Source organism: Paraburkholderia sp. C35 (genome assembly GCF_003121405.1).
Classification (GTDB): Bacteria; Pseudomonadota; Gammaproteobacteria; order Burkholderiales; family Burkholderiaceae; genus Paraburkholderia.
Map to the genome: position 1 here is coordinate 1 of NZ_QBUY01000061.1, position 21,173 is coordinate 21,173.

Sequence of the window (21,173 nt, forward strand, 5' to 3'; positions counted from 1 at the left end):
CGCAGGGGGATGGGAACAGGCGCGGCGACGGGATGAAGAACGGTGTCGTTCATTTGCAGAGATCTCCTGGGGTTTCGCGCCCCGAAAGCGATTGAGAAAGTGGCACAAAAGTGGGTCTGGCTTTCGGCTTCCCTTCATGCCGTTTACAGTGGCGCGACCGCGCCGGAATCGCACCGGCTTCCACACATCGTACGGCGAGGATTCTACCCGCGAAACAGTCATCAGAGAACGCATCAGGTACCCTGTGCCGGAACGCAGCGCCCAAATCGCCGCAATCTGCGCGACCTCATCGCAACGACGAAGCAGGATGGGATTAGACTGTCGTCTATAGCCATAGCGGGAAGCCGGTGTGATTCCGGCGCGGTCGCGCCACTGTGTCTGGTCAATATCGATGATTGGCCAGGAGCCAGACCTTGCTATTGCTCTTCCCTACCTTGCACCGGGGCGCGTAACCCCAGAGGAGCCTGCTCATGCGTATTCACTTCGTTCGCGGTTTTACCGTTGACGCCAGACTTCTGCCTGAATGGCGATCTGAACAAGGTCGCTTCCCGCGCGCTTTGCCAGACGCGACGTAATCCGTCTTTACTGTGATCGGCTCAGGTTCGATGTCTCGCTGAACTGCGCGACGGGATACAGCACGCGCGCCATTTCATCTGACGTAGCAGACACGCGCCGCAGACCGACACGTCCTCGAACGCGTTCGCGGGAGCAAGCATGAGTCAGCGGATACTCAGAACGACCATTGGCGGTCTTCCTGCGCGGGTCAGCATGGGCTGGAGCCGCGCAGGGCAGTCGCACAGGATGGTCATTCAGATCGGATCGGAGGAGAGCGAGCCGCTGTTCATGGACGAGCGTCCGGCGCGCAAGGAAGTGCTCGGCTATTTCAGTGAGATGGCCCGCGCCTTTGGGATCGAACTACCTGAGCCGATGGTTGCTACGCTCATGACCGACGAGATTCTCGATATCGGCGACAACAACATTTCATGGTTCGACGTTCGCGAAGATGCGCAGTCGACCGATCAAGGCGGAGTGGATTCTTGAAACGGATATTGATCATCGGCATTGGTGCTGGCAACCCCGAGTACGTGACGATCCAGGCAGTCAATGCGCTCAATCAGGTCGACGTATTCTTCGTGATGGACAAGGGGCTGTCGAAGGAGAAGCTCGTCGCATTACGCAAGGAAATTATCGAGCGGTATGTAAAGGACAGGGCTTACCGGATCGTGGAGGCGGCAAGTCCCGAGCGAAAGCGCGATGGACAGGACTATGTCGCAACGGTACAGGAGCTGAATCTCGACAAGCAGCTCGTGTTCGAGCGCCTGATATCGGATGAGCTTTCCGATGGTGAGTGCGGCGCCTTTCTGGTGTGGGGCGATCCATCGTTGTACGACAGCACGATGCGGATCATTGGCGCGATAGCGCGCAGCGGCCGTCACGAATTCGAATACGAGGTCATTCCGGGTATCAGCAGCGTGCAGGCGCTGGCGGCGAAGCATCGCGTCGCGCTCAATGCGATCGGCCAGTCCGTCGAGATTACGAACGGCAGAACGATCGCAGAGGGTTTCCCGAACAACGTGGATAGCGTCGTTGTGATGCTCGACGCGCAGAATGCCTTCCGGCAGCTCTGTGATGAGGACCTCGACATTTACTGGGGCGCCTACGTCGGCACGCCAGACGAGATTCTTCTCGCGGGCAAGCTTCGTGAAGTGGTGGACGACATCGAGCGTATCCGGGCCGATGCGCGCCAGCGCAACGGCTGGATCATGGATACGTATCTGCTGAAACGGCGAGGCGAAACGGAGGAGTAGCCGTGAGCGAGCCTCTTCCATGAACGGTCGTTGGAGCCGCGATGAAAAAGGCCGCCCGCAGGCGGCCTTCGATTCGCTGCGGCCAGGAGAACCGCAACGATCAGACCGACTGGCGCAGGGTTTTAGCAGCCGCCACCATATTGGTCAGCGCGGGCAACACTTCCGCCCACTGGCGCGTCTTCAGGCCGCAATCCGGATTCACCCACAGACGCTCCGCCGGAATGCGCTCGGCCGCTTTCTTCATCAGGTTCACGATGTGTTCCTGGCTAGGAATGTTCGGCGAGTGAATGTCGTACACGCCTGGCCCGATCTCATTCGGATACTTGAAGTCATCGAACGCGTCGAGCAGTTCCATATCGGAGCGCGATGTCTCGATCGTGATCACGTCGGCATCCATATCGGCGATCGACGCAATGATGTCGTTGAACTCCGAATAGCACATATGGGTGTGGATCTGCGTGTCGTCCCGCACGCCGTTGGCCGTGATACGGAACGATTCCACCGCCCAGCGCAGGTATTCAGCCCATTGCGCACGGCGCAGCGGCAGACCTTCGCGCAGCGCCGCTTCGTCGATCTGGATGATGCGCACGCCGGCCTTTTCCAGGTCCAGCACTTCCTGCCGGATTGCCAGGGCGAGCTGGTAGCACGATACCGAGCGAGGCTGGTCATCGCGCACGAACGACCAGTTCAGGATCGTGACGGGGCCCGTCAGCATGCCCTTCATCGGCTTCGCGGTTTGCGACTGTGCGTATTTGATCCATTCGACCGTCATTGCCTTCGGACGGCTGATGTCGCCGAACAGGATAGGCGGCTTCACGCAGCGCGAACCATACGACTGCACCCAGCCGAACTGGCTGAACGCGTAGCCATCGAGTTGCTCGCCGAAGTATTCGACCATGTCGTTACGCTCCGCTTCGCCGTGCACCAGCACGTCGAGGCCGAGCGCTTCCTGTTCCTTCACGGCGCGCGTGATTTCCTGCTCCATCGCGGCCTTGTAGCCGGCCTGATCGATTTCGCCTGCCTTGAACTGGCTGCGCGCATGGCGGATTTCAGCCGTCTGCGGGAAGGAGCCGATCGTGGTGGTCGGGAACGCAGGCAGATTCAGGATCGCCGATTGCTTTTCCGCGCGCTGCGCGTAGGCGCTTGCGCGTTTGCCGAGGGACGCGTCGATCTTCGCAAGCGCAGCCTTCACAGCCGGGTTGTTCACGCGCGGCGATGCGCGGCGGCTCGCGATAGCGTTCGCGTTAGCAGCGAGTGCTTCCGCAACCGAGTCGCGACCGTTGTTCCGCGCGCCCGCCAGCACGGAGAGTTCGTCGAGGTTTTGCAGCGCGAAGGCGAGCCACGATTTGATCTCGGCGTCGAGCTTCTGTTCGCTGTTCAGATCGACGGGCGTATGCAGCAGCGAGCACGACGGCGCGATCCACAGACGATCGCCGAGCGCGCGGCGCAGCGGTTCCAGCCAGTCGAGTGCAGCCGTGAGATCGGTCTTCCAGATGTTGCGGCCATTGATTGCGCCGACCGACACCACCGTCGTCGCCGGCAGTTGCGCGACAGCCTTGACGATTTCATCGCGAGCGTTGATCGCATCGATATGCAGGCCATCGACAGGCAGCTTGCACGCGAGTTCGAGATTGTCTTGCAGCTGACCGAAGTAGGTCGCGAGCAGCAGCTTCACGCGACGCTCGGACAGCGCTTCATATGCGGTACGGAATGCCTGACGCCACGCCGCGTCGAGTTCCGTCACGAGCACGGGTTCATCGATCTGTACCCATTCGATGCCCTGCGCCGTGAAGTAATCGAGCAGCGCCGCGTAGGCGGGCAGCAGGCGCGGCAGCAGGGCGAGCCTGTCGGATTCGTCCTTCGCCTTGCCGAGCCACAGATACGTGACGGGGCCGATGATCACTGGCTTGGCTTTTACGCCCAGCGTGCGCGCTTGCGTCAACTGTTCGAGCAGTCGCGACGGATCGAGCGAGAAGTTCGTGTTCGCATCGAACTCGGGGACGATGTAGTGATAATTCGTATCGAACCACTTCGTCATTTCACCCGCGGCGACACCGCCGCAGCATGCGCTGTGATCGTCCGCACCTTGAGCCGAGCGTCCCCGCGCGACGCGGAAATAGTTGTCGAGCGTATCACCATGAAACCCACGCACGCGTTCCGGCAAATTGCCGAGCGTGAAGCTCATATCAAGCACCTGATCGTAGAACGCGAAATCACCAAGGGGCGCGAAATCAAGGCGCGCCTGCTCCTTCCAGTGACGCTCGCGAAGCTGCGCACCAACCGCCTTCAGCTCGTCACGCGACGACTCGTTCTTCCAGTACTTTTCGAGTGCGAACTTCAGCTCACGCCTGGCGCCGATGCGCGGAAAACCCAGGTTATGCGTAGTGACCATGGTTTCGTTTGCCGTCCATAGGAAAGTAGCTAAAGGCGATGATAGAATCTCTCCTGCATGAATAAAAATGTATTTATTTCATGCAAACATTAATTTCGTTCATGGAGTGAGAAATGCTGGAGCGCAGTCATCTGATGGTCGTGCGTGAAGTCGAGCGGCAAGGCTCGCTGACGGCGGCCGCTGATACGCTCAATCTCACGCAGTCGGCGCTAAGCCATGCAGTGAAGAAACTGGAGCAGCAACTGGGCACGCCGATATGGACGCGCGAGGGCCGTTCGATGCGGCTCACGCAGGCAGGCCAGTATCTGTTGGGTCTTGCGAACCGGATGCTGCCGCAGTTCGAACTGGCAGAGGAGCGCATGAAGCAGTACGCGCAAGGTGAGCGCGGCACGCTGCGCATCGGCATGGAGTGTGCACCGTGTTACCAGTGGCTGCTGAAGGTGGTATCGCCGTATCTCGAACGCTGGCCTGATGTCGATGTCGACGTGAAGCAGCGGTTCCAGTTCGGCGGCATTGGCGCGCTCATTGGCTACGAGATCGACGTGCTGGTGACGCCTGACCCGCTCAAGAAGCCTGAATTGCACTTTCACCCTGTGTTCGACTATGAGCAGGTGCTGGTCGTCGGCGATGACCACGCGTTAGCGGGTGAAGCGTACGTCACGCCTGACCAGATCGCGAAGGAAGTGCTGATCACCTATCCGGTCGAAACCGACCGGCTCGATATCTACACGCAGTTCCTGACGCCTGCGCAAGTGGTGCCGAGGCGCCACAAGGTGATCGAGACGACCGACATCATGCTGCAAATGGTGGCGAGCGGCCGCGGCGTGGCCGCGCTGCCACGCTGGCTCGCAGAAGAGTACGCGGGCTGGATGCCACTTACGCCGGTGCAACTCGGCAAGAAAGGCATTGCGAAGCAGATCTTTCTCGGCACACGCAAAGCCGACGACGAAATCGAATATCTGGCCGCATTCGTGAAGACTGCGCGCGAGTCGAAGTGGGCGGAAGCGAAGATGCGGGCCTAGTGTTGCGTCGATGCATGAACAAAACGAGTCGTTCGATAAAACATACCATTTCATCTCGAACGGCGGACCAGGTACTACAGGAAGACCGACTATGACAGTCTCAAACGAACGCAAATCTCTGCCTCTGCCGGGCGGCCATCAGAAGGTTTTGCTGCATTCTTGCTGCGCGCCGTGTTCTGGCGAAGTGATGGAAGCGATGGTGGCCTCGGGGATCGATTTCACGATCTTCTTCTATAACCCGAACATTCATCCGCGCAAGGAATACGACTTGCGCAAGGATGAAAACATCCGCTTCGCCGAGAAGTTCGGCATCCCGTTCGTGGATGCCGACTACGACCGTGATAACTGGTTTGCGCGCGCTCGCGGTATGGAAAACGAACCTGAGCGCGGCATTCGATGCACGATGTGCTTCGATATGCGTTTCGAGCGCACCGCGTTGTATGCGCACGAGCATGGCTTTCCGGTGATCACCAGTTCGCTCGGCATTTCGCGCTGGAAGAACATGCAGCAGATCAACGATTGCGGCATACGTGCGGCTTCGCATTACCCGGACCTGATGTACTGGGACTACAACTGGCGCAAGGGTGGCGGGTCGGCCCGCATGATCGAGATCAGCAAGCGCGAGAATTTCTATCAGCAGGAATATTGCGGGTGCGTGTATTCGCTTCGCGATACCAACGAGCACCGCATCGCGATGGGCCGTGAGCGGATCAGGCTGGGTGAGCTGTACTATGGGCAGACACCCGCTGGCAACGAAGACACGCCGGCCGGTCCATCCACTGATACGACCTCTTGAAGCTGGACTCTATATCCATGCTATTGCGCGACCCGATCCACGGTGACATCGAACTAACCCGCCTTGAAACGGCCGTGATCGATTTGCCCGTCGTACAGCGCTTGCGCGGCATCAAACAGCTTGGGACGGCGCATCTGGTTTATCCAGGCGCACTGCATACGCGTTTCGATCATTCGATAGGCGCATGCGCTGTTGCGCATCGGATCGTGGATAGCTTGCGTCGCAAGGGTCTCGTGGTTCCCCAGGAACTGGAAGAGGCCGTTGGCGTGGCCGCCTTGCTGCATGACGTCACGCACGTGCCATTCGGTCATACGCTGGAAGATGAACGGCGGCTGTTTGCGCGACACGATAAAGGGTCGCGGCTTGAGAATCTCTTTGCCGGTGAGCTTGGCGCAGCGCTCACGCGGCTTGGCGTGCGTGAGCCGGTGGCAAGTCTGCTGGGGCTGCCGTCTTCGGAGACGATGCCCGGATGGGCAAAGGACATCATCTCAGGCAGCGTGGACGCCGATCTGCTCGATTATCTGCGCCGCGACAGCTATTTTTCCGGGCTTGCGCAGAACTATGACGATCGCATTTTTCGTTGCTTCGCGGAGCGCGATGACCGTCTTGTGATCAGGCTGGCACGTGACGGTATGGATCGGCCCGATGCGCGCTCGGAGATCATCGGCGTGCTGCGGCTGCGTTACTACCTGACCGAGCGTGTGTACTATCACCACACGAAAGTGGTCGCGGGCGCAATGATTTCAAAGTCGGTCGAGCTTGCTCTCGATCACAACGTGCTGGCCGAAAACGATCTGCTCGAGCTCAACGACTGGACGTTGCTGGACCGGCTTGCGCGCTGTGATGTGCCGGATGCGGCTATTCTGGCTCGCCGTACGCTCAACCGCGAACTGCTGAAGCGCGGCTATGTCGTCTCGGGCAGGAGCGTTCCACCTGAGCAGCGAAAGACATGGGTCGCACGATTCCATGCGTCGCGCGAGCATCGCGCGCAGGCGGAGCGGGAAATGGCTGCGCAGCTGGGGCTGCCCTTCACCGATGTCGTCCTGTACTGTCCCGCGCTGACGGCAATGAAAGAAGCGGCCGTGCCTGTCGAGACGAGCCGGGGCCTCGAGTATCTGAAGGATGCGGGCAGCACCACATCTGCCGAGATTGGCGCACTGCAGGATCGATATGCTGATCTATGGCGCTTTTATCTGTTCGTGCCCGATCACGCCGCAGCGCGGGCTGCGTCAATCGCTCAGGATATGTTCAAGGTGCCGCAAGAGCGGATTCCGACATAGCGCGCTGCCTTCGCGCGATGTTTTCAATACGCTCACTGCTGCTATCCTACAGAATCTGTAATGCAAATATCGGTTGCCGGCTGAAACGAAGGCCTTGCGATATGGAAATGAAAACCTGCGCCATGTTCGCGCTCATCCTTGCCTTCGCAGAACTCTGCTGGTGCATGGTCGATCAGACCGATCCTGTCAACGCGGCGTTGGCGCGTTCCTATTGTTCCGCGCGTTCGCATCATCATTAACCTGCTGGCGTCCTGTCCAGCAGCCTCGTCGAGTCGCTCAGGCTCCCACCATTCCCGTCACTGCGGCTATCGATATCCACACCTGCAATTGCGCGGCAATATCAAACGCGCTATTGGCCTCGAGGCCAACGTCAATCGCCTCGTTGAGTGTCCGGCCGTGTTGCAAAGCCAGAAATGCGTCATGTGCCGCCAGGGTTTGATCCACGACGACAGGACGCCAGTGTGGTCGCACGACAAGCACGCATGCTGCCGCATCGATATCGCGGGGCGCATCGCCGCCGGGTTGATGAGCGCGCCAGATATCGCCGATCGAATGACGCGAGCGCATGGCTGAACATGCGGGATGGGTCGTCAGCCTGCTGTTTAACAGGCGCTCGCTTCCGGTTTCCTGCCACTGCTGCGTGCTGGTGACGCGTGGATCGGCCGCATACCAGGCGTTGTGAACGGCCCATTCGAGCCGTGCGACGTCACCGAAGTAGCCGTAAAGCGCATTCTGTTCCCACCTCTCGATGAACTCAGGCAGATGGGCTCCGTACTGGTTGAGATCGCCGCTTTCCGATGGATGATCCTTCGCATAGCCCTGCGCAAGCCCGGTGAAATAGCGCTCTCCGGTCAGTGCCAGCAAAACCGGGTAGGCATTTTTCAACGCTGCGAGCCACGCTGACTGGACGTTGCGCCGGTACAGACTCAAACGTCCGCTGACGATATTGGGAGGCGTTGAGAGTCGGCCGGAAAGCGCAGCGTCTTCCCGTGCGTCGCGAACAGCGCTGCAAAAGGCTTGCTGAGTGTCTGCAAGCGATGCCTTCATGTCCGCCCCTGTTTGCACGCTTCAGAAATCAACGGTCCATCGGTACGCGCCAGAACGTTGCGAGCCTTGTCCACCTCGTTGACCAGTTCCGCGAGTGGCGGCAGATTCGTGTCCCACTCGATCAGCGTCGGGCGATGGCCGAAACGTTGCAGCGCATAGTCGTACAGACGCCAGACTTCGGGCGTCACGGATGAGCCGTGATCGTCGATGACACCGATCCCGGTCACGCTATGTCCTGCAAGATGAATCTCGCCCACAACCTGCGGCGAAAGCGCATCGATGGCGGCGATCGCATCTTCACCGTGATTGCATTGATTGACGAAGAGGTTGTTGATGTCCAGCAGCACGCCGCAACCCGTGCGTCTTGCCAGTTCCGCCAGAAAAACGGTTTCTCCATACCGGTCCTCACGAAAGCGCGTGTAGGCCGACACGTTCTCCAGCAGAACCGGGCGCCGTAGGATTTCCTGAAGCGCGTCGACGCGTGGACAAAGATAGTCGAGCGCTTCGTCGGTGAGTGGCATCGGCAACAGATCGTTTAGATACGCCGACGATGCCGCATTCCACGACAGATGCGCTGAAACGATGTGCGGGTCGATGCGATCCACGAGACGCCGAAGTTTGCCGACATGAACCCTATCCAGCGGCACCGGGGAGCCCAACCCTAAACCCACGCCGTGCAGGCTGACGGGCAGGTCGCGCCGGATGGTCTCCAGCACATGGAGATCGTAGCCGCCGTCGCCAAAGTAGTTTTCGCTGTGGACTTCGATCCAGTCCACAGCGGGCGTCGACGCAAGGAAATCTGCGTAATGCGCGTGGCGCAGTCCGACGCCAACGCCGGAAGGTCGCGGGGTCGTGGTCGGCTCACTCATCGTGAAGGGCTTCGTGTGACCTGATCTGTGCAAGGAGAACGGTTAGCCGTCAACCGTTCCACCCAGCTTCTTGCACGTACCCTCGGGCAAGTTCTTGAAGTCACCCTTGTCGTTGTCGACCTTGGCTTCACCTGCGCAGCCGTGGACGCCCGTCTTGCTGGCGCAATCGTTCTGTCCGGCTTTTGCGATGCCGTAGCATTGAACCTTTTTGTCCGCGTGGGCCAACTGGGGCGTCACAACGGCAAGACCGGCAAGCGCTGTGGCAATGAGCGCGTGACGCGCGGTATCGGATTTCATGTTTTTCCTCCTGTTCACAGAAACGGTTGGCTTCAACGTCCCGCTGCGCAGGGTTGCGAAGCAAGACGCATCAAGTGATCTGAAATATAGACAATAGGCGGTGCTCTCGTTTGGCTGGCCGCTATTTCGCTATTTCGCTATTTCACTTCGAAGCTGTAATCGCCATGGGTCCGGTGACCGTCCGATGCAACGGCAACCCAGTGGACCGTGTAGCGTCCCGATTGCAGCGCAGGCAATGCGAGCGAAATCGCGTCGTGGTCTTGTGCATCCACGGCGGACCTGGCGGTATTGACCTGCTTTTCGCCTGCATCCGTGACCGTCAGTGACGAAAACGCGGGTTCCAGCGGGCCGTCGAAGACGATCCGCACCTCGGGTGGCGACGCCACGCTGGCGCCCGCGCCCGGCACCTGATTACGCGGGAACACGTGCGCAAAAGCGATGCCAGATAAAGCCAGGGTGAGGCCAAGTCCACAGACTGTCTTCCAGGCGAGCGACGCGAGACGGCTGATCATACGAATCTCCCTTACCAGTTGAACAGCGGCTTGCCGATCGTGGTCGGCGCAACGTCGTCGAAGAACACGTGCGCCTGAACCAGCACGCCGACGTGCGAACCGCTCGCGCGGTTGATCGGAATCTGCGCCTCGATGCCGAACTGCCCATAGCGATTGATCCAGATGAAACCCGGGTTGACGGTTCCCGTCGTTTGTCCCTGACTTCGCGAGAGCGGAATTTCGACCAGCGGAATCAGATTGGCAAAGGGCTGCGGCAAACCGACAGAATGCACATGCTGCTCCAGATAGGGCAGGCTGTATTGCACGGTGAACCCGTAGTTGAATGCGTTCGGCTGGCCTGCGCCCGTTGTGAGCGAAGGTCCAAATTCGCCTGTGATCGCAACAGGCTTCAGGTAAGCCAACGAGTCCGGCAGGTCGCCCATGCCTTTGCCGATATAAACGGTAGGGGAGATCGTCGAAAAGCTGTCGGCGATTGCGTGGCTGCCGGTGCCACCAATTTCAGCGTCGACGCCGATCGAGGTCATGAACTCATGGGGCTCATTGACGTAGAGCAGATACTTGAGCCCAACGTCGAAGTTGTCGAAGCCATGTGCAGTCGGGTTGTTCTGCATCACATACGTGCCGCCCACCGACAGCGCGAGCCGCGACGTAATGAGCTTGTCGTAGTCGAAATCGCACGTGTTGACGCTCTGGTCGCCGTTGTCGCCCGGCACGCGGACATGGCCGAACTGCAGGTTAGCCTCGTCGCCGACGCCGGGGTCGTCGACGGCCATCGTGGCTGGGAAAACGCGGTCGCCGGCTATCGCGTGCGCGTGGGCATGCAGCGGCAACAACGTGATGAGGCCAATCGCGGCCGCAAAGAGTGGTGATGCGGCGCGCGCAGGCGCGCGTCCCGTCGAACAGGTGTGCATGAATGCGTCCTCTTTCCTGGTTGTGGGCGGCATCGCGCGGCGTAACGGCGCGCGAGCGTGCGCCACGCGGCAGCACGCGCATGGCAGCGGTAGTGAAGCTGGATCAGGAAAGGCGGAAAGGTGGCGCGCGTGGTTGTCCGGGCGCGAGCGGCTCGACAAGGCGCACGCTCTCGAAGCGTGTCGCGATTCGCTGCAGGACAACCTGGATGATCTGGGTGAAAACGAGTTGCGGCGCGACGACGGCGGGCATGTGCGCGAGCAGGCTGCAATACCCGCACGCATCGCCGCCCGGCATCGATGTATGTGTATGCGATGCGTCCTGGCCGGCGTCGTGCTGCATCGACGGCATCGAGCAATGCATGCCGCTTTCGCCGCCGCCGTGCATTGCCGCGAGCGAATGCGAAATGGTCGGCGCAAGCGTGGCCATCAGGATCGCAAGCAATCCTATGAAGCTGCCAGTGAACCGGAAAAAGCGGCTTCGCATGGGCCGGGGCCAGGTTGTTTCTGTTGAGTCTGATGGCAGCGATTATGCCACGCGCATCCGGCTACACATGGCGTAATCGCTGATCATGCGTATCAGCCGACGTTGACGGGCATTTCGTCATACCCCTTGATCTTGTACACGACGACCGAGACCAGCCAGCTCAACACGAACAGGCCAATCACCGCGTAACCAAGCAGGCCGAAATTGTCCGACAGCGAACCGACCAGGTCCCAGAAACCGCCCTTGAGCTCGAGCTTGTCGGCGATCAGTGCCAGCGCTTCAATGCCGCCGATCAGCACAGCCACGATGACCGATACGAACGTAATGGTGATGTTGTAGTAGAGCTTGCGCACGGGCTTCATGAAAGCCCAGCCATAGGCGCCCAGCATCAGCACGCCATCGGCCGTATCGACGAGACACATGCCTGCCGTGAACAGCGCCGGGAAGATCAGGATCGTGCCGAGCGACATGCCGTCGGCAGCTTGTGCCGCCGAAATGCCGAACAGCGCGACCTCGGTTGCCGTGTCGAAGCCGAGACCGAACACACAGCCGATCGGGTACATGTGCCAGCTGCGCGAAACCAGCTTGAACAGCGGGCGGAAGATACGCGAGAGGAAACCGCGCTTGTTGAGCAGCATGTCGAGATCTTCCTCGACAAGACGTTCGCCGCGTTGCACGCGACGGAAGGTCTTGACCACGGAGATCAGGATCATCACGTTGACGATGGCCAGCACGAGCAGGAAACCCGCCGATACCGACGTGCCGATCACGCCGCCGATGTCCTTCATGTCCTCGAAGCGCGCCTTTAACGTGACGGCGGCGAAGGCAACGGCGACAGACAGGCCGATCACGATCGTCGAATGGCCCAGCGAGAAGAAGAAGCCGACGGCAACCGGCCGCTTGCCCGCTTGCATCAGCTTGCGCGTGGTGTTGTCGATCGCGGCGATATGGTCGGCGTCGACAGCGTGGCGCAGGCCGAAGGTGTAGGCGAGGAGTGCGGTGCCAAGCAGGGCGGGCCGCGCGTGCAGCGCGGTCAGCGCCCACACCCAGACACCGATGTTGGCGGCGACCAGCAATGAAAAGATACCGATGATCTTGCCACGCAGTGCCTGTGGACCATCGTCGAATAACTGGGAGAAAGCAAGCCGTTGCATGAATTGTCCTCGCATGCGGGTTAGGCCGCCCGGGGGCGAGCGGCATCGGCCGGAATACTTCTTTGCACTCCGGGCGTGGGCAGGTCTCCTGACTTACGCGTCAACGTCTGGGCATCGCCTTCCCGAGCGATTCAGTGGCATACAGATGCCTGACTCTGCGCTTACAGTTGCGGGTACAGCTACGGACTCGGCGGGTGCCTCACCGTATTCCCTATCAATGCCTTGCGGCAACCCACGCCGCGCGATTATCTCCCGAAAATAAAGCCTGGTGTGACGTACACCGACGCTAGGTGCGCGTCCAGCAGATGGGCGCCATGTACTGCGATGGGGAGTCGCCTGGCCGCGTGATCCACGCCATCCAGCCAGCCCAGATGCCAAGTGCGATCAGGGCAGTCAGATTCAGTTGCAAGCGATGCCGCTTCAGCCAGCCAACCCACTGTCGGGTCTCGGTCATATCGTTCTCCATTTGCGCGAGTGAGTGCGTCACGACGCCTGACTGAGCCAGGCGCCGGGTTATTCCATGTCAGAACGCGTATCGCATGCCGCCGTAGATGCTGCGGCCAGATCCCGGATAAAAGATCGCGGTGCTGCTTGCCGTGCGCGCATCGGCGACCGTGCTGATGTCGCTGACATAGCGCTTGTTGGTGAGGTTGCGCGCGTCGAGGAACAGCGACAAGCCGTTGCGGAAGTCATAACCCGCCTGCACGCCCAGCAGCGTATAGCCCGGCACGCGCAAGGTGTTCGCGTCGTCCGCCCATGCACCCGCCGGCACCCAGTCGACACTCGTCGAAATGTGAAAGCCGTTCGGGCGTGCATAGCCGAGCGTCGCGCGCAGCACGTTGACGGGCACGCCGGCGATGCGATTATTGCCGTATTGCGGAGCGTCCTTGACACGGAAATCGCTGAGATTCCAGATACCCGACAGCGTGATGCGATCGCCTGCACCCGCACTCGCGATGTTGCGGAACAGATCGATCGATGCGCCTGCCTCGATGCCTTGCAGGATCGTCTTGTTCGCGTTGACGGTGGACGCGGGGATGTCAGGGGTGGTGGTGTACTGGAGCAACTGGTCGCGCACGATCGAACGATAGCCGGTGATGTCCCACGAGAACCTGTCGCGCGTGCCGCGCGTGCCGAGTTCGAGCGTCCATGCGTGTTGAGACGCCAGCGGTGTGAAGCTGGTCGTGGTACTGAAGGTCTGCGTCAGATCGCCGAAGTCGGGCACATCCTGGCTGCGCGTGATGTCGACGAATGCCTGAATTTCCTTATTGGGTTGCCACAGCAGGCCCAGCTTGGGGTTCACACCGTTGAAGGTCTCGCTGGTCGACTTGTAGGTCGGATCGGCGGCGAGGCCGCCGTGATCGACATATTTGCGCACGTCGCGTAATGCCTTGAAGCCGGCCATGACCGCGAAGGTCGGCAGGAAGAACAGTCTGTCCTCGACGTAGGCTTCATAGTTGTACGCGCTCTGCGTCGAATCGAGCGTCTGGGTGCCTTTGTCGCCCGACACGTTGATGTATTGCCGCGCCTGGTTGTTGCCGCCGAAAAATCTCGCGCCCGCGATCACGTCGTTGCGCATGCCACCGATTGTCAGGCTCGCCGTGTAGCGCGGCGCGATGCCATAGGTCCAGCCATCCTGATCGATCACCTGGAAGATCGGGTGATACAGGCTCTTGTGGATGGCCCACGTATCGACGTCGATCTGGCCGGTGTCGAGCTTGAAGGTGGTGCGGTTCGCGATGCGCTCGGTGCGCGAATTGCGCGCCTGGTCACCCGACAGCGCGCTCGGCGCGGCCTTGGTCGGATTGTTGAGCGCATCGGAAAGCGACAGCGTGCCGGGCAGTTCCTGATTGACGATGTATGCGCCGAAATAAAAGCGCGTCTCCACATCGGGGCTGAAGCGATAGCCGAGATTGCCGTTGAACTGCTCGTACTGGCCGCGCTCGTGCTGACGGAAACCATCGGCGTGATCGACCGTGAAGGTGCCCAGGAAATCGAGCGGGCCGACGATGCGCGAGAACTGCGCACTGCCGCGCGCGGTGCCGAAGCTGCCGCCTTCCAGACGCAGAATGTTGGGCGCGACGGCCGTATACGCTGTCGGCGTCAGAAAATTGATTGCGCCGCCAAGCGTCGATGAGCCATACGCCAGTCCGTTTCCGCCTTTGTAGACGTCGGTCGCCTGGAGGGCGAGGGGATCGATCTGGTAGTAGTCGCCGCTGCCGTCGGCAAGATTGGTCGGGATGCCGTCCTGCAGGATTTCCAGTCCGCGCGTGTGATACGAGCGCGCAATGCCTGAACCGCGAATCGACAGACGCAGCTCCTGGCCGTAGCGGTCCTGAACGAATACACCGGGGACGTCCTTCAGCACATCGCGCAAGGTGAATGCGTAGGTATTCACATAGGATTCGCTGTCGACGAAACCGACTGAACCGACTGTCTGATCGAGTTCACTGCGCTGTTCGGCGACCGTCTTCGAGGTCAGCGATGGTTGTCGCGTGTCCGTGACGGCAACGGGCGGCAGCGTGGTCTCGCTGGCTCGCGTGGTGCCTGAATCGGCTTGTGCAAGGGCACTGCCGGCAAACAGCATCATCGCTGCACTCGATAGCGCGCGGCGGCGGTTGGCAGGTTGGAACATGGTTTCCGAATCCTCTTGTGTTATGTCGTTCTGCTGGCGTCGACGTAGCGGATCTGGCCGCGTGCGACAACCGGAATGCGGGCGGACCGTGTCGGCGTGCGCGATGACGCGCAAGCTGCCGGTCCGCATGAGACGCGTGTTTCCCGCCGCAACTGCCGCTTTGAAGCGACAGGTCACGAGACAAAGCGATGCCAGCCGGCGAACGCAGGTTCGCCAGCCATTCAGGCTTGGTGAGCAGCAGGGAAAGCACGCACGAACGCGTGACGGCCGCTTGCGGTCGTCACAGTTCGCGTGGGATCAGGACTTCAGGGGAGGGGCGCGTGGTAGCGCGGCAGAGAGGATCGGCCGGGCCGATGGCAGCACAGGGGCAAACAGCCGGGGCGCACGGTCGATCCACACGACCGGTGCAAAACTGGCGTTCGCCGTTTGCACGGCGGGCGCATGGCTAAAGAAGTGGCAATAGCCGCAAGCCTGCAGATGAGGAAGAGAAGGCGTGGAGCTGGTGTGGTCCGCTTGCAGATCACCCGATGGGTTATCGACCGAGCAATAGCTATGCAGCAGTGCGTCGACGCGCTCATGTGAGGCGAGCGCTTGCGAGACGGCAGGCGCGAATACCGTCATCAGGATTGCAAGCAATCCAAGGATACTGCCCAGCTTTTGCAAGCGTAGACGCAGCATATCGACAGGCGCTCGAAAGTTTGTAAGTTTTGAAGGGCTGGATTATGCCATGTCGACGGACGATGAAGTATCCGTGTTCACGCATGATGAAGTTACGCGGCGGCGCGATGCGTGTATGTTGACAAAGGGAGTTGGCCTGATCGCGCGATGATGCTGCGCGCGCTCGCATTACGTGCGTAGTGCGTGTGTATTGCCGGCCGAGAAAGTTGGTGCTGCGGATGGACTGCCGCTTTCAACCGATCCGATAGACCGGGGACGCCGGCCTATCGGGCGTGCTATCGATGCTTCGCTTACTTGAGACCGAGCATGCCGCGCAGGCGCGACAGATCTTCGGCCAGCGTCTGGACGGGGCCCACAAGCGCCTTGCGGTCAGCGGCCGACAGCTTGTCGTAGGTCTCGTAGCCGGTCGGCGTCTTGTACTTCGCGAGAATGCGATCGACCGTCGCGAAGTTGGCTGCGATCTTGTCGGCGAATTTCGGATCCTGCTTGCGGATCAGCGGTTCGAACAGCTGCACGATCTTCTGCGCGCCATCGACGTTCGCCTGGAAGTCCCACAGATCGGTGTGGCTGTAGCGGTCTTCCTCGCCCGAAATCTTGGTCGCCGCTACTTCTTCCATCAACGCGGCAGCGCCACCCACGACCTTCGACGGCGGGAACACCAGCGTCGCGATGCGCTTTTGCAGATCGAGCACGTCTTTCATCAGCTTGTCGGCGACCGGCGCGAGACCCGCCGTGCGGTTCTGCGAGAAGAGCCCATATTCGATGCGATGGAATCCGCCGAAGGTCGGATCGCTTTCGCGCTTTTCGTGATCGTCGGCACGCGAGTCGATGGCGTTGTCGAGATCGCTGAACAGTTCCGCGATCGGCTCGACGGCTTCATAGTGCGCACGAGTCGGTGCGTAGAGCTGCTTCGCCTTGGCGAGATCGCCGGCCTTCACGGCATCGGTGAAGGCACGCGTTTGCGTGACGAGATCGGTGACTTCCGTCGAAACGTAGATCTTGTAGTCTGCAACCGGCTTGACGAGATCCAGCGGCGCGACGGCCGCATAGGCCGTCGTCATGCCGCCGATCATGACTGCCAATGCCAACGATACGATGTGCTTTTTCATTGTGTCGGTTCTCCTGTCGTCTGGTTAATCTGTTCGCAACGGGCGTCGCGCTTAAGCATTCAGCAATGTGCGGCCGAGAAAATCGTCCTTGCCCGGCACGCCGGGCAACGCGAAAAAGTAGCCGCCGCCAATCGGTTTGATGTATTCCTCGAGCGGCTCGCCGTTCAGCTTCTCCTGCACCGCGATGAATCCTTCCTGCAAATTCGCCTGATACGCGATGAACAGCAGACCCATTTCGAGTTGGCCATTCGGCGCGACGCCATTCGAATAGTTGAACGGCCGGCGCAGGATCAGATGCTTTTGCGCTTCTGGCGTGCGGTCGTTGGCAAGGCGGATATGCGCGTCGAGCGGGGTCTTTTTGCCTTCGGGATCAGCGGCGTAATCGGGTACGTCGAACTCGGTCTTGCCGTCGAAGGGTGCGCCCGTCGGCTTGTGGCGGCCAATGATCGATTCCTGTTCCTGCAATGGCGTGCGATCCCATCGTTCGACGAAATTGCGGATGATTCGCACTGCCTGATACGAGCCGTGCGTCGCCCATGCTGGCTCGCCGTTCTCTTTGCCCACCCAGACGATGCGCTCCATCAGCGCCGCGTCGCTCGAATCGGGGTTGGCGGAACCATCGCGGAAGCCGAGCAGGTTGCGCGCACTTTCCGGCCGCTTGTTGGCCGAGGCAGCAATGACGGGTACGGTGCCTTCCTGCTTCCAGCGCAGCACGAGAAGATCAGGCGTGTTCTTCACGATGTCACGCAATGCGTGGATATTCGTGTCTGGCGTGTGAGCACAAAACTGCAGGAGCAGATCCCCGTGACACAGACGTTCGCCCAGCGAGTCATTCGGAAAACCCGTCATCGGCGTGAGATGGACGGGCTTCTGCGCGGCGAGGCCGAAGCGGTCGTCGAACAGCGATGCGCCCACCGAGACGGTCACGGTCAGCCCGTCAGGCGTGACGACGGGGCCGAGAATGCCGGAGTCCGGGGGCGGGTAGTCCGGGTCGGTCTGCGGAACCGGGCCCCCTGTCGTGAGGAATGCGATGCGTTCCGTCAATACGCGGAACAGGCGCTCGAGTCCGGCGCGGTCGCTCGCGAGCACATCGAAGGCGGCCACCATGCCCGCAGCGGGGCGCGGTGTCGTGATGCCTTGCTGGCGCAGGCCACGAAACGGATAACGGTCTTCGATGCCGCCTTTCGCGGCAGGTGCGTCCGTGACGTGTTTGGCCGCGGGCGCGGCGGCGTTGGCGAGATCGGCGACCAGTGCACCGCCGAGAAGTCCTGCGCCCGCCAGCAGACGGCGCCGGCGCGGCGATTCAGGAAGTCCGGCTGTGAAGTCGAAAGGGCATTGCGTCATGATGATGAAGCGGTATGGTCGAGACCGAGTGCGGGGTTCACACGCCGCAGGTTGTCGATCAGCGCGTTGATCTGACCGGACAGCGTGTCGTTGGTGGAAACAGCGATGGGCGAGCCGTTTGCGCTTGCCGTCAGTTTTTTGAGCGTGGCATCGAGCTGGCTGAAGTTGTCCGCGAGCGCCTTGCCCAGCGACGGATCGGTCTTGAGCAGCGGCGTCAGCAGATCGCTGATCTCACGAATGCCATCGAGCGTCGCTTCGAACTGCGCGCCGCTGTCCTTTGCGTAGGGCGTCTTCGCGTCGGCGGCGAGCCGGTCTCTGACCTGTTCCGCGCGCCGTGCAGCGAGACTCGCCAGTTGTGCGGGCTGCATCGACAGCGCATCGATGCGCGAGGACAGCATGGCGATGTCGGCGGCCAGCTTGTCGGCGACGGGCTTCAGCCCGGTCGTATTGCTTTGACCGTAGAGGCCGTATGCAATCCGGTAAAAGCCGCTGAACGCGGGGTCCTGCTCGCCCTTGTCGAAATAGAGAGCGGGTGCGTCGATGCGGTGATCGAGATCCGCGAACAACGCCGCGACAGGCGCGATGCGCGCGTATTCGGCATGGGCATTCGCATATGCTTCGCGCGCGGCGGCGAGGTCGCCGGCCTGGATCGACGTCGAAAGCGATTTCGCCGCGCTCGCAAGACCTGCTGCATGGATGCCCAGGTAGACGCGATACTCGGAAAGCGGGCCGATGAAATCGACTGTAGACAGCGTGGCCGGTTTGGCCGCCGCGTCTGCTGCGGGCGTGACGACCAGACTGCCGCGCGGATTGCTCAGCAGACCGCAGGTGATCGCGTAGTTGCCCGGCGCGAGATCGACAGACAGCGATTGCGTGAAGCCGGGTGCGATGTTCTCGCGCTCCTCGATCACCATCACGCCGTCCAGAATTTCCCATTCGACAGCGCGATCGGACGTGTTGTGGATGTTGAACACCGTCAGGCCAGCCGGCACGGACAGGCTGGAGGGCGTGCATTCGTGTGCGCCGACTTCGACGCTCAGCGTGCGCTGGTTGTTCGAATGGGCACGCTGCGCAAAGCGCGTGGCCTGGTAAAACAGCACCAGACCCGCCAGCACCAGCAGAATCGATACGGCCAGCGCGGCGCGCACCGCCTTGACCGGCAACTGCGGCGGGGCAGCCAGGGTGGAACGATCACTCATTTTTGCAGTTGTCCTTCGACCACGGGCGCAGGCATCGGCCGCAGGAACAGATAAAGGGTGACGACGAGGAACACGCCGTAGACGAGTACTTCGCTGACGGTCGGCGTGTCCTGGTAGCCGAAGATTCCCGAGAAAAGCGTGCCGGCCGCGCTGCCGACGGGCAGGAAGCCGCTCAGGTCGACGACCACACCCTGCAGGTGATTCCACAGTCCGGCCTCATGCAGCGCACGCACCGAGCTGGCGAGAATGCCGGCCGCGACGACCAGAATGAACACGCCCGTCCAGCGGAAGAAGCGGCGCAGATTCAGCCGCACGCCGCCTGCATAGATGCCGTAGCCGACCAGCGCCGCGCACAGCACGCCGAGCAGCGCGCCCAGCGGCGCGGCAGCGCCTGCGCTTTGCTGGAACGTGGCGAGCAGAAAGAACACCGATTCGAGTCCTTCGCGCGCGACTGCGAAGAAGATCATCGCGATCAGGCCGTAGGCCTTGGCGCCGGGCTGCGAGAGGGCGGCGTCGACGGAGGCGCGCAGTTCGGCCGCGATGGAGCGCGCGGCCTTGCGCATCCACAGCACCATCGACGTCAGCACGATTGCGGCAATCACGCCGACGATGGCCTCGAACAGCTCCTGCAGCTTCTGCGGGAACTCGGCGCTGGCAAATTGCAACCCCGCGCCGACAAAAAGGGACAGTGCAACGGCGAGCAGAATGCCGATCCAGACGACGGGCAGCCACTGCCCTCGACCCGTCTGGCGCAGATAGCTCGCGACAATGCCGACGATCAGGGCGGCTTCGATGCCCTCGCGCAGCATGATAAGAAACGGAACAAGCATGCGATCTCAAGCGAAAGAGAATAGTCGTGTAGTTTAATCGCAATTAGCAATCATTCGCATTATAAAATTGGCTGAAAGGGGGATGCCAGCTAAGCTGGGTTAGTCCAAAAAGGTTCCGGGAGCGACACAGAGGAATGTTTTCGTGGTGCCTGCGACAAAGTGTTGCGGGTGCGACACGACGGCGCCCGCCACGGCGGAATGCGCCACCCTTTCGTGTACCTGACGCAGAACCTTTGAGCTAACGCATGTAGAATCTCGCGCCATGAACCTTTTTCGCCACTTCCTGTCGCGAGGCGGCGTGACCCGGCATGCTCTGCTGTTGCTGGTTTTCAGCGTGCTGATGTCTCGAGCCTTGTTGCCTGGCGCTGTCATGATCGATCCCGATCAGACGGCGGCAAGTGGCGTGCTGGTCATCTGTTCCGGCCACGGCGCGATGTTCGTCGACCAGGCGGCTGGCGTCGCCATCGGCGAGCAGATCTCGCGTGCGGCAGCAACGCACGTGACCTTCGCGGCAGACGACGCGTCGACAAATCTGCATGCCGGTCAGCAAGGCAACACATCGAACAAGGACAGCGGCGTGTGCGCGTTCAGCGCGGCGCTGGCGACGGCGCTCGCGGGCGTCGTGGTTCTGCTGTTGCTGTTCCTTCCGCAGGCGCGCAGCCAGTTCTGGCCTGCAGGCTCTACCAACAGCCTGCCGCGTCTCGCCGTTTTCACGCGCCCTCTCACGCGCGCCCCGCCCGTATTCAGCTGACAAGACAGACTGTCCGCTCACGCCCGTAACGATACGACGGCGTGCCTCTCTGCTT

The 21,173-nt window shown here is 61.0% G+C and carries 21 protein-coding genes and 3 riboswitches; of the genes, 6 read left to right on the forward strand and 15 right to left on the reverse strand.

What is annotated here, in order from left to right; all coding sequences use genetic code 11:
• Positions 1–114: 114 nt before the first annotated feature.
• Positions 115–182: riboswitch (cobalamin riboswitch) on the reverse strand.
• 110 nt (positions 183–292) lie between these two features.
• A riboswitch (cobalamin riboswitch) is annotated at positions 293–435 on the forward strand.
• Between the two features lie 279 nt (positions 436–714).
• Together DK391_RS28125 and cobF are read left to right on the forward strand one after the other, a co-directional pair.
• On the forward strand, positions 715–1,041 hold the full coding sequence (locus DK391_RS28125) for a hypothetical protein (protein ID WP_162600925.1): 327 nt from the start codon (positions 715–717) through the stop codon (positions 1,039–1,041).
• Positions 1,038–1,808, forward strand: coding sequence for a precorrin-6A synthase (deacetylating) (gene cobF, locus DK391_RS28130; RefSeq protein ID WP_109481286.1), 771 nt, complete (start codon positions 1,038–1,040; stop codon positions 1,806–1,808). Before DK391_RS28125 ends, cobF begins: the two co-directional genes overlap by 4 nt.
• A gap of 100 nt (positions 1,809–1,908) precedes the next feature.
• On the opposite strand, the gene metE is transcribed toward cobF, so the two are convergent.
• Positions 1,909–4,200, reverse strand: coding sequence for a 5-methyltetrahydropteroyltriglutamate--homocysteine S-methyltransferase (gene metE, locus DK391_RS28135; protein ID WP_109481287.1), 2,292 nt, complete (start codon positions 4,198–4,200; stop codon positions 1,909–1,911).
• Positions 4,201–4,313: 113 nt separating this feature from the next.
• Between metE and DK391_RS28140 the strand changes: the two genes are divergently transcribed.
• The 3 genes from DK391_RS28140 to DK391_RS28150 all read left to right on the forward strand — a co-directional run bounded on the left by DK391_RS28140 (position 4,314) and on the right by DK391_RS28150 (position 7,298).
• A complete protein-coding gene (locus DK391_RS28140; protein ID WP_109481288.1) occupies positions 4,314–5,222 on the forward strand; it encodes a LysR family transcriptional regulator in 909 nt (302 codons plus the stop codon).
• 91 nt (positions 5,223–5,313) lie between these two features.
• Positions 5,314–6,018, forward strand: a complete 705-nt coding sequence (locus DK391_RS28145; RefSeq protein ID WP_109481289.1) for an epoxyqueuosine reductase QueH — start codon at positions 5,314–5,316, stop codon at positions 6,016–6,018.
• Positions 6,019–6,035: 17 nt separating this feature from the next.
• Positions 6,036–7,298, forward strand: coding sequence for an HD domain-containing protein (locus tag DK391_RS28150; protein WP_109481290.1), 1,263 nt, complete (start codon positions 6,036–6,038; stop codon positions 7,296–7,298).
• A gap of 276 nt (positions 7,299–7,574) precedes the next feature.
• Here DK391_RS28150 and DK391_RS28155 read toward each other — a convergent pair whose 3' ends face one another.
• The 14 genes from DK391_RS28155 to efeU all read right to left on the reverse strand — a co-directional run bounded on the left by DK391_RS28155 (position 7,575) and on the right by efeU (position 20,367).
• Positions 7,575–8,345, reverse strand: coding sequence for a DNA-binding domain-containing protein (locus DK391_RS28155; RefSeq protein WP_109481291.1), 771 nt, complete (start codon positions 8,343–8,345; stop codon positions 7,575–7,577).
• Positions 8,342–9,214 (reverse strand): DUF692 domain-containing protein, encoded by an 873-nt coding sequence (locus DK391_RS28160; protein ID WP_109481292.1) that lies wholly within the window; start codon positions 9,212–9,214, stop codon positions 8,342–8,344. Before DK391_RS28160 ends, DK391_RS28155 begins: the two co-directional genes overlap by 4 nt.
• A gap of 42 nt (positions 9,215–9,256) precedes the next feature.
• Positions 9,257–9,511, reverse strand: a complete 255-nt coding sequence (locus tag DK391_RS28165; protein WP_109481293.1) for a DUF2282 domain-containing protein — start codon at positions 9,509–9,511, stop codon at positions 9,257–9,259.
• A 137-nt stretch (positions 9,512–9,648) separates the two neighbouring features.
• Positions 9,649–10,023, reverse strand: a complete 375-nt coding sequence (locus DK391_RS28170; RefSeq protein WP_109481294.1) for a copper resistance protein CopC — start codon at positions 10,021–10,023, stop codon at positions 9,649–9,651.
• 11 nt (positions 10,024–10,034) lie between these two features.
• Positions 10,035–10,934, reverse strand: coding sequence for a hypothetical protein (locus DK391_RS28175; RefSeq protein WP_109481295.1), 900 nt, complete (start codon positions 10,932–10,934; stop codon positions 10,035–10,037).
• 103 nt (positions 10,935–11,037) lie between these two features.
• The gene (locus tag DK391_RS28180; protein ID WP_109481296.1) at positions 11,038–11,418 is read right to left on the reverse strand and encodes a DUF2946 domain-containing protein; all 381 of its coding nucleotides are present in this window, start codon (positions 11,416–11,418) and stop codon (positions 11,038–11,040) included.
• Between the two features lie 92 nt (positions 11,419–11,510).
• Complete coding sequence (locus DK391_RS28185) at positions 11,511–12,572, reverse strand: HoxN/HupN/NixA family nickel/cobalt transporter (RefSeq protein WP_109481297.1); 1,062 nt, start codon at positions 12,570–12,572, stop codon at positions 11,511–11,513.
• A 60-nt stretch (positions 12,573–12,632) separates the two neighbouring features.
• Positions 12,633–12,823: riboswitch (cobalamin riboswitch) on the reverse strand.
• A gap of 35 nt (positions 12,824–12,858) precedes the next feature.
• Positions 12,859–13,026 (reverse strand): hypothetical protein, encoded by a 168-nt coding sequence (locus DK391_RS44990; RefSeq protein ID WP_204117453.1) that lies wholly within the window; start codon positions 13,024–13,026, stop codon positions 12,859–12,861.
• 69 nt (positions 13,027–13,095) lie between these two features.
• The gene (locus DK391_RS28190) at positions 13,096–15,207 is read right to left on the reverse strand and encodes a TonB-dependent receptor (protein WP_109481298.1); all 2,112 of its coding nucleotides are present in this window, start codon (positions 15,205–15,207) and stop codon (positions 13,096–13,098) included.
• 297 nt (positions 15,208–15,504) lie between these two features.
• Positions 15,505–15,885 carry a DUF2946 domain-containing protein gene (locus DK391_RS28195; protein ID WP_109481299.1) on the reverse strand — a complete coding sequence of 127 codons (381 nt, stop codon included), beginning with the start codon at positions 15,883–15,885 and terminating at the stop codon, positions 15,505–15,507.
• A 290-nt stretch (positions 15,886–16,175) separates the two neighbouring features.
• Positions 16,176–16,994 carry an iron uptake system protein EfeO gene (gene efeO, locus DK391_RS28200; protein ID WP_109481300.1) on the reverse strand — a complete coding sequence of 273 codons (819 nt, stop codon included), beginning with the start codon at positions 16,992–16,994 and terminating at the stop codon, positions 16,176–16,178.
• A 51-nt stretch (positions 16,995–17,045) separates the two neighbouring features.
• On the reverse strand, positions 17,046–18,338 hold the full coding sequence (gene efeB, locus DK391_RS28205; RefSeq protein WP_109481301.1) for an iron uptake transporter deferrochelatase/peroxidase subunit: 1,293 nt from the start codon (positions 18,336–18,338) through the stop codon (positions 17,046–17,048).
• Positions 18,335–19,537, reverse strand: a complete 1,203-nt coding sequence (gene efeO, locus DK391_RS28210; protein ID WP_109481302.1) for an iron uptake system protein EfeO — start codon at positions 19,535–19,537, stop codon at positions 18,335–18,337. Before efeO (DK391_RS28210) ends, efeB begins: the two co-directional genes overlap by 4 nt.
• A complete protein-coding gene (efeU, locus tag DK391_RS28215) occupies positions 19,534–20,367 on the reverse strand; it encodes an iron uptake transporter permease EfeU (protein ID WP_109481303.1) in 834 nt (277 codons plus the stop codon). The genes efeO (DK391_RS28210) and efeU overlap by 4 nt, the downstream gene beginning before the upstream one ends.
• A gap of 262 nt (positions 20,368–20,629) precedes the next feature.
• On the opposite strand from efeU, the gene DK391_RS28220 reads away from it, so the two are divergent.
• Positions 20,630–21,118, forward strand: a complete 489-nt coding sequence (locus tag DK391_RS28220; RefSeq protein WP_109481304.1) for a DUF2946 family protein — start codon at positions 20,630–20,632, stop codon at positions 21,116–21,118.
• The last annotated feature ends 55 nt before the right edge of the window (positions 21,119–21,173 follow it).

Coding starts and splice junctions, on each gene's coding strand:
- DK391_RS28140 (WP_109481288.1), top strand. CDS start 4,314: ATGCTGGAGCGCAGTCATCTGATGGTCGTGCGTGAAGTCGAGCGGCAA.
- DK391_RS28125 (WP_162600925.1), top strand. CDS start 715: ATGAGTCAGCGGATACTCAGAACGACCATTGGCGGTCTTCCTGCGCGG.
- DK391_RS28160 (WP_109481292.1), bottom strand. CDS start 9,214: ATGAGTGAGCCGACCACGACCCCGCGACCTTCCGGCGTTGGCGTCGGA.
- DK391_RS28180 (WP_109481296.1), bottom strand. CDS start 11,418: ATGCGAAGCCGCTTTTTCCGGTTCACTGGCAGCTTCATAGGATTGCTT.
- DK391_RS28220 (WP_109481304.1), top strand. CDS start 20,630: ATGAACCTTTTTCGCCACTTCCTGTCGCGAGGCGGCGTGACCCGGCAT.
- DK391_RS28150 (WP_109481290.1), top strand. CDS start 6,036: ATGCTATTGCGCGACCCGATCCACGGTGACATCGAACTAACCCGCCTT.
- DK391_RS44990 (WP_204117453.1), bottom strand. CDS start 13,026: ATGACCGAGACCCGACAGTGGGTTGGCTGGCTGAAGCGGCATCGCTTG.
- efeO (WP_109481302.1), bottom strand. CDS start 19,537: ATGAGTGATCGTTCCACCCTGGCTGCCCCGCCGCAGTTGCCGGTCAAG.
- efeB (WP_109481301.1), bottom strand. CDS start 18,338: ATGACGCAATGCCCTTTCGACTTCACAGCCGGACTTCCTGAATCGCCG.
- DK391_RS28190 (WP_109481298.1), bottom strand. CDS start 15,207: ATGTTCCAACCTGCCAACCGCCGCCGCGCGCTATCGAGTGCAGCGATG.
- efeU (WP_109481303.1), bottom strand. CDS start 20,367: ATGCTTGTTCCGTTTCTTATCATGCTGCGCGAGGGCATCGAAGCCGCC.
- efeO (WP_109481300.1), bottom strand. CDS start 16,994: ATGAAAAAGCACATCGTATCGTTGGCATTGGCAGTCATGATCGGCGGC.
- metE (WP_109481287.1), bottom strand. CDS start 4,200: ATGGTCACTACGCATAACCTGGGTTTTCCGCGCATCGGCGCCAGGCGT.
- DK391_RS28165 (WP_109481293.1), bottom strand. CDS start 9,511: ATGAAATCCGATACCGCGCGTCACGCGCTCATTGCCACAGCGCTTGCC.
- DK391_RS28145 (WP_109481289.1), top strand. CDS start 5,314: ATGACAGTCTCAAACGAACGCAAATCTCTGCCTCTGCCGGGCGGCCAT.
- DK391_RS28175 (WP_109481295.1), bottom strand. CDS start 10,934: ATGCACACCTGTTCGACGGGACGCGCGCCTGCGCGCGCCGCATCACCA.
- DK391_RS28155 (WP_109481291.1), bottom strand. CDS start 8,345: ATGAAGGCATCGCTTGCAGACACTCAGCAAGCCTTTTGCAGCGCTGTT.
- DK391_RS28195 (WP_109481299.1), bottom strand. CDS start 15,885: ATGCTGCGTCTACGCTTGCAAAAGCTGGGCAGTATCCTTGGATTGCTT.
- DK391_RS28185 (WP_109481297.1), bottom strand. CDS start 12,572: ATGCAACGGCTTGCTTTCTCCCAGTTATTCGACGATGGTCCACAGGCA.
- DK391_RS28170 (WP_109481294.1), bottom strand. CDS start 10,023: ATGATCAGCCGTCTCGCGTCGCTCGCCTGGAAGACAGTCTGTGGACTT.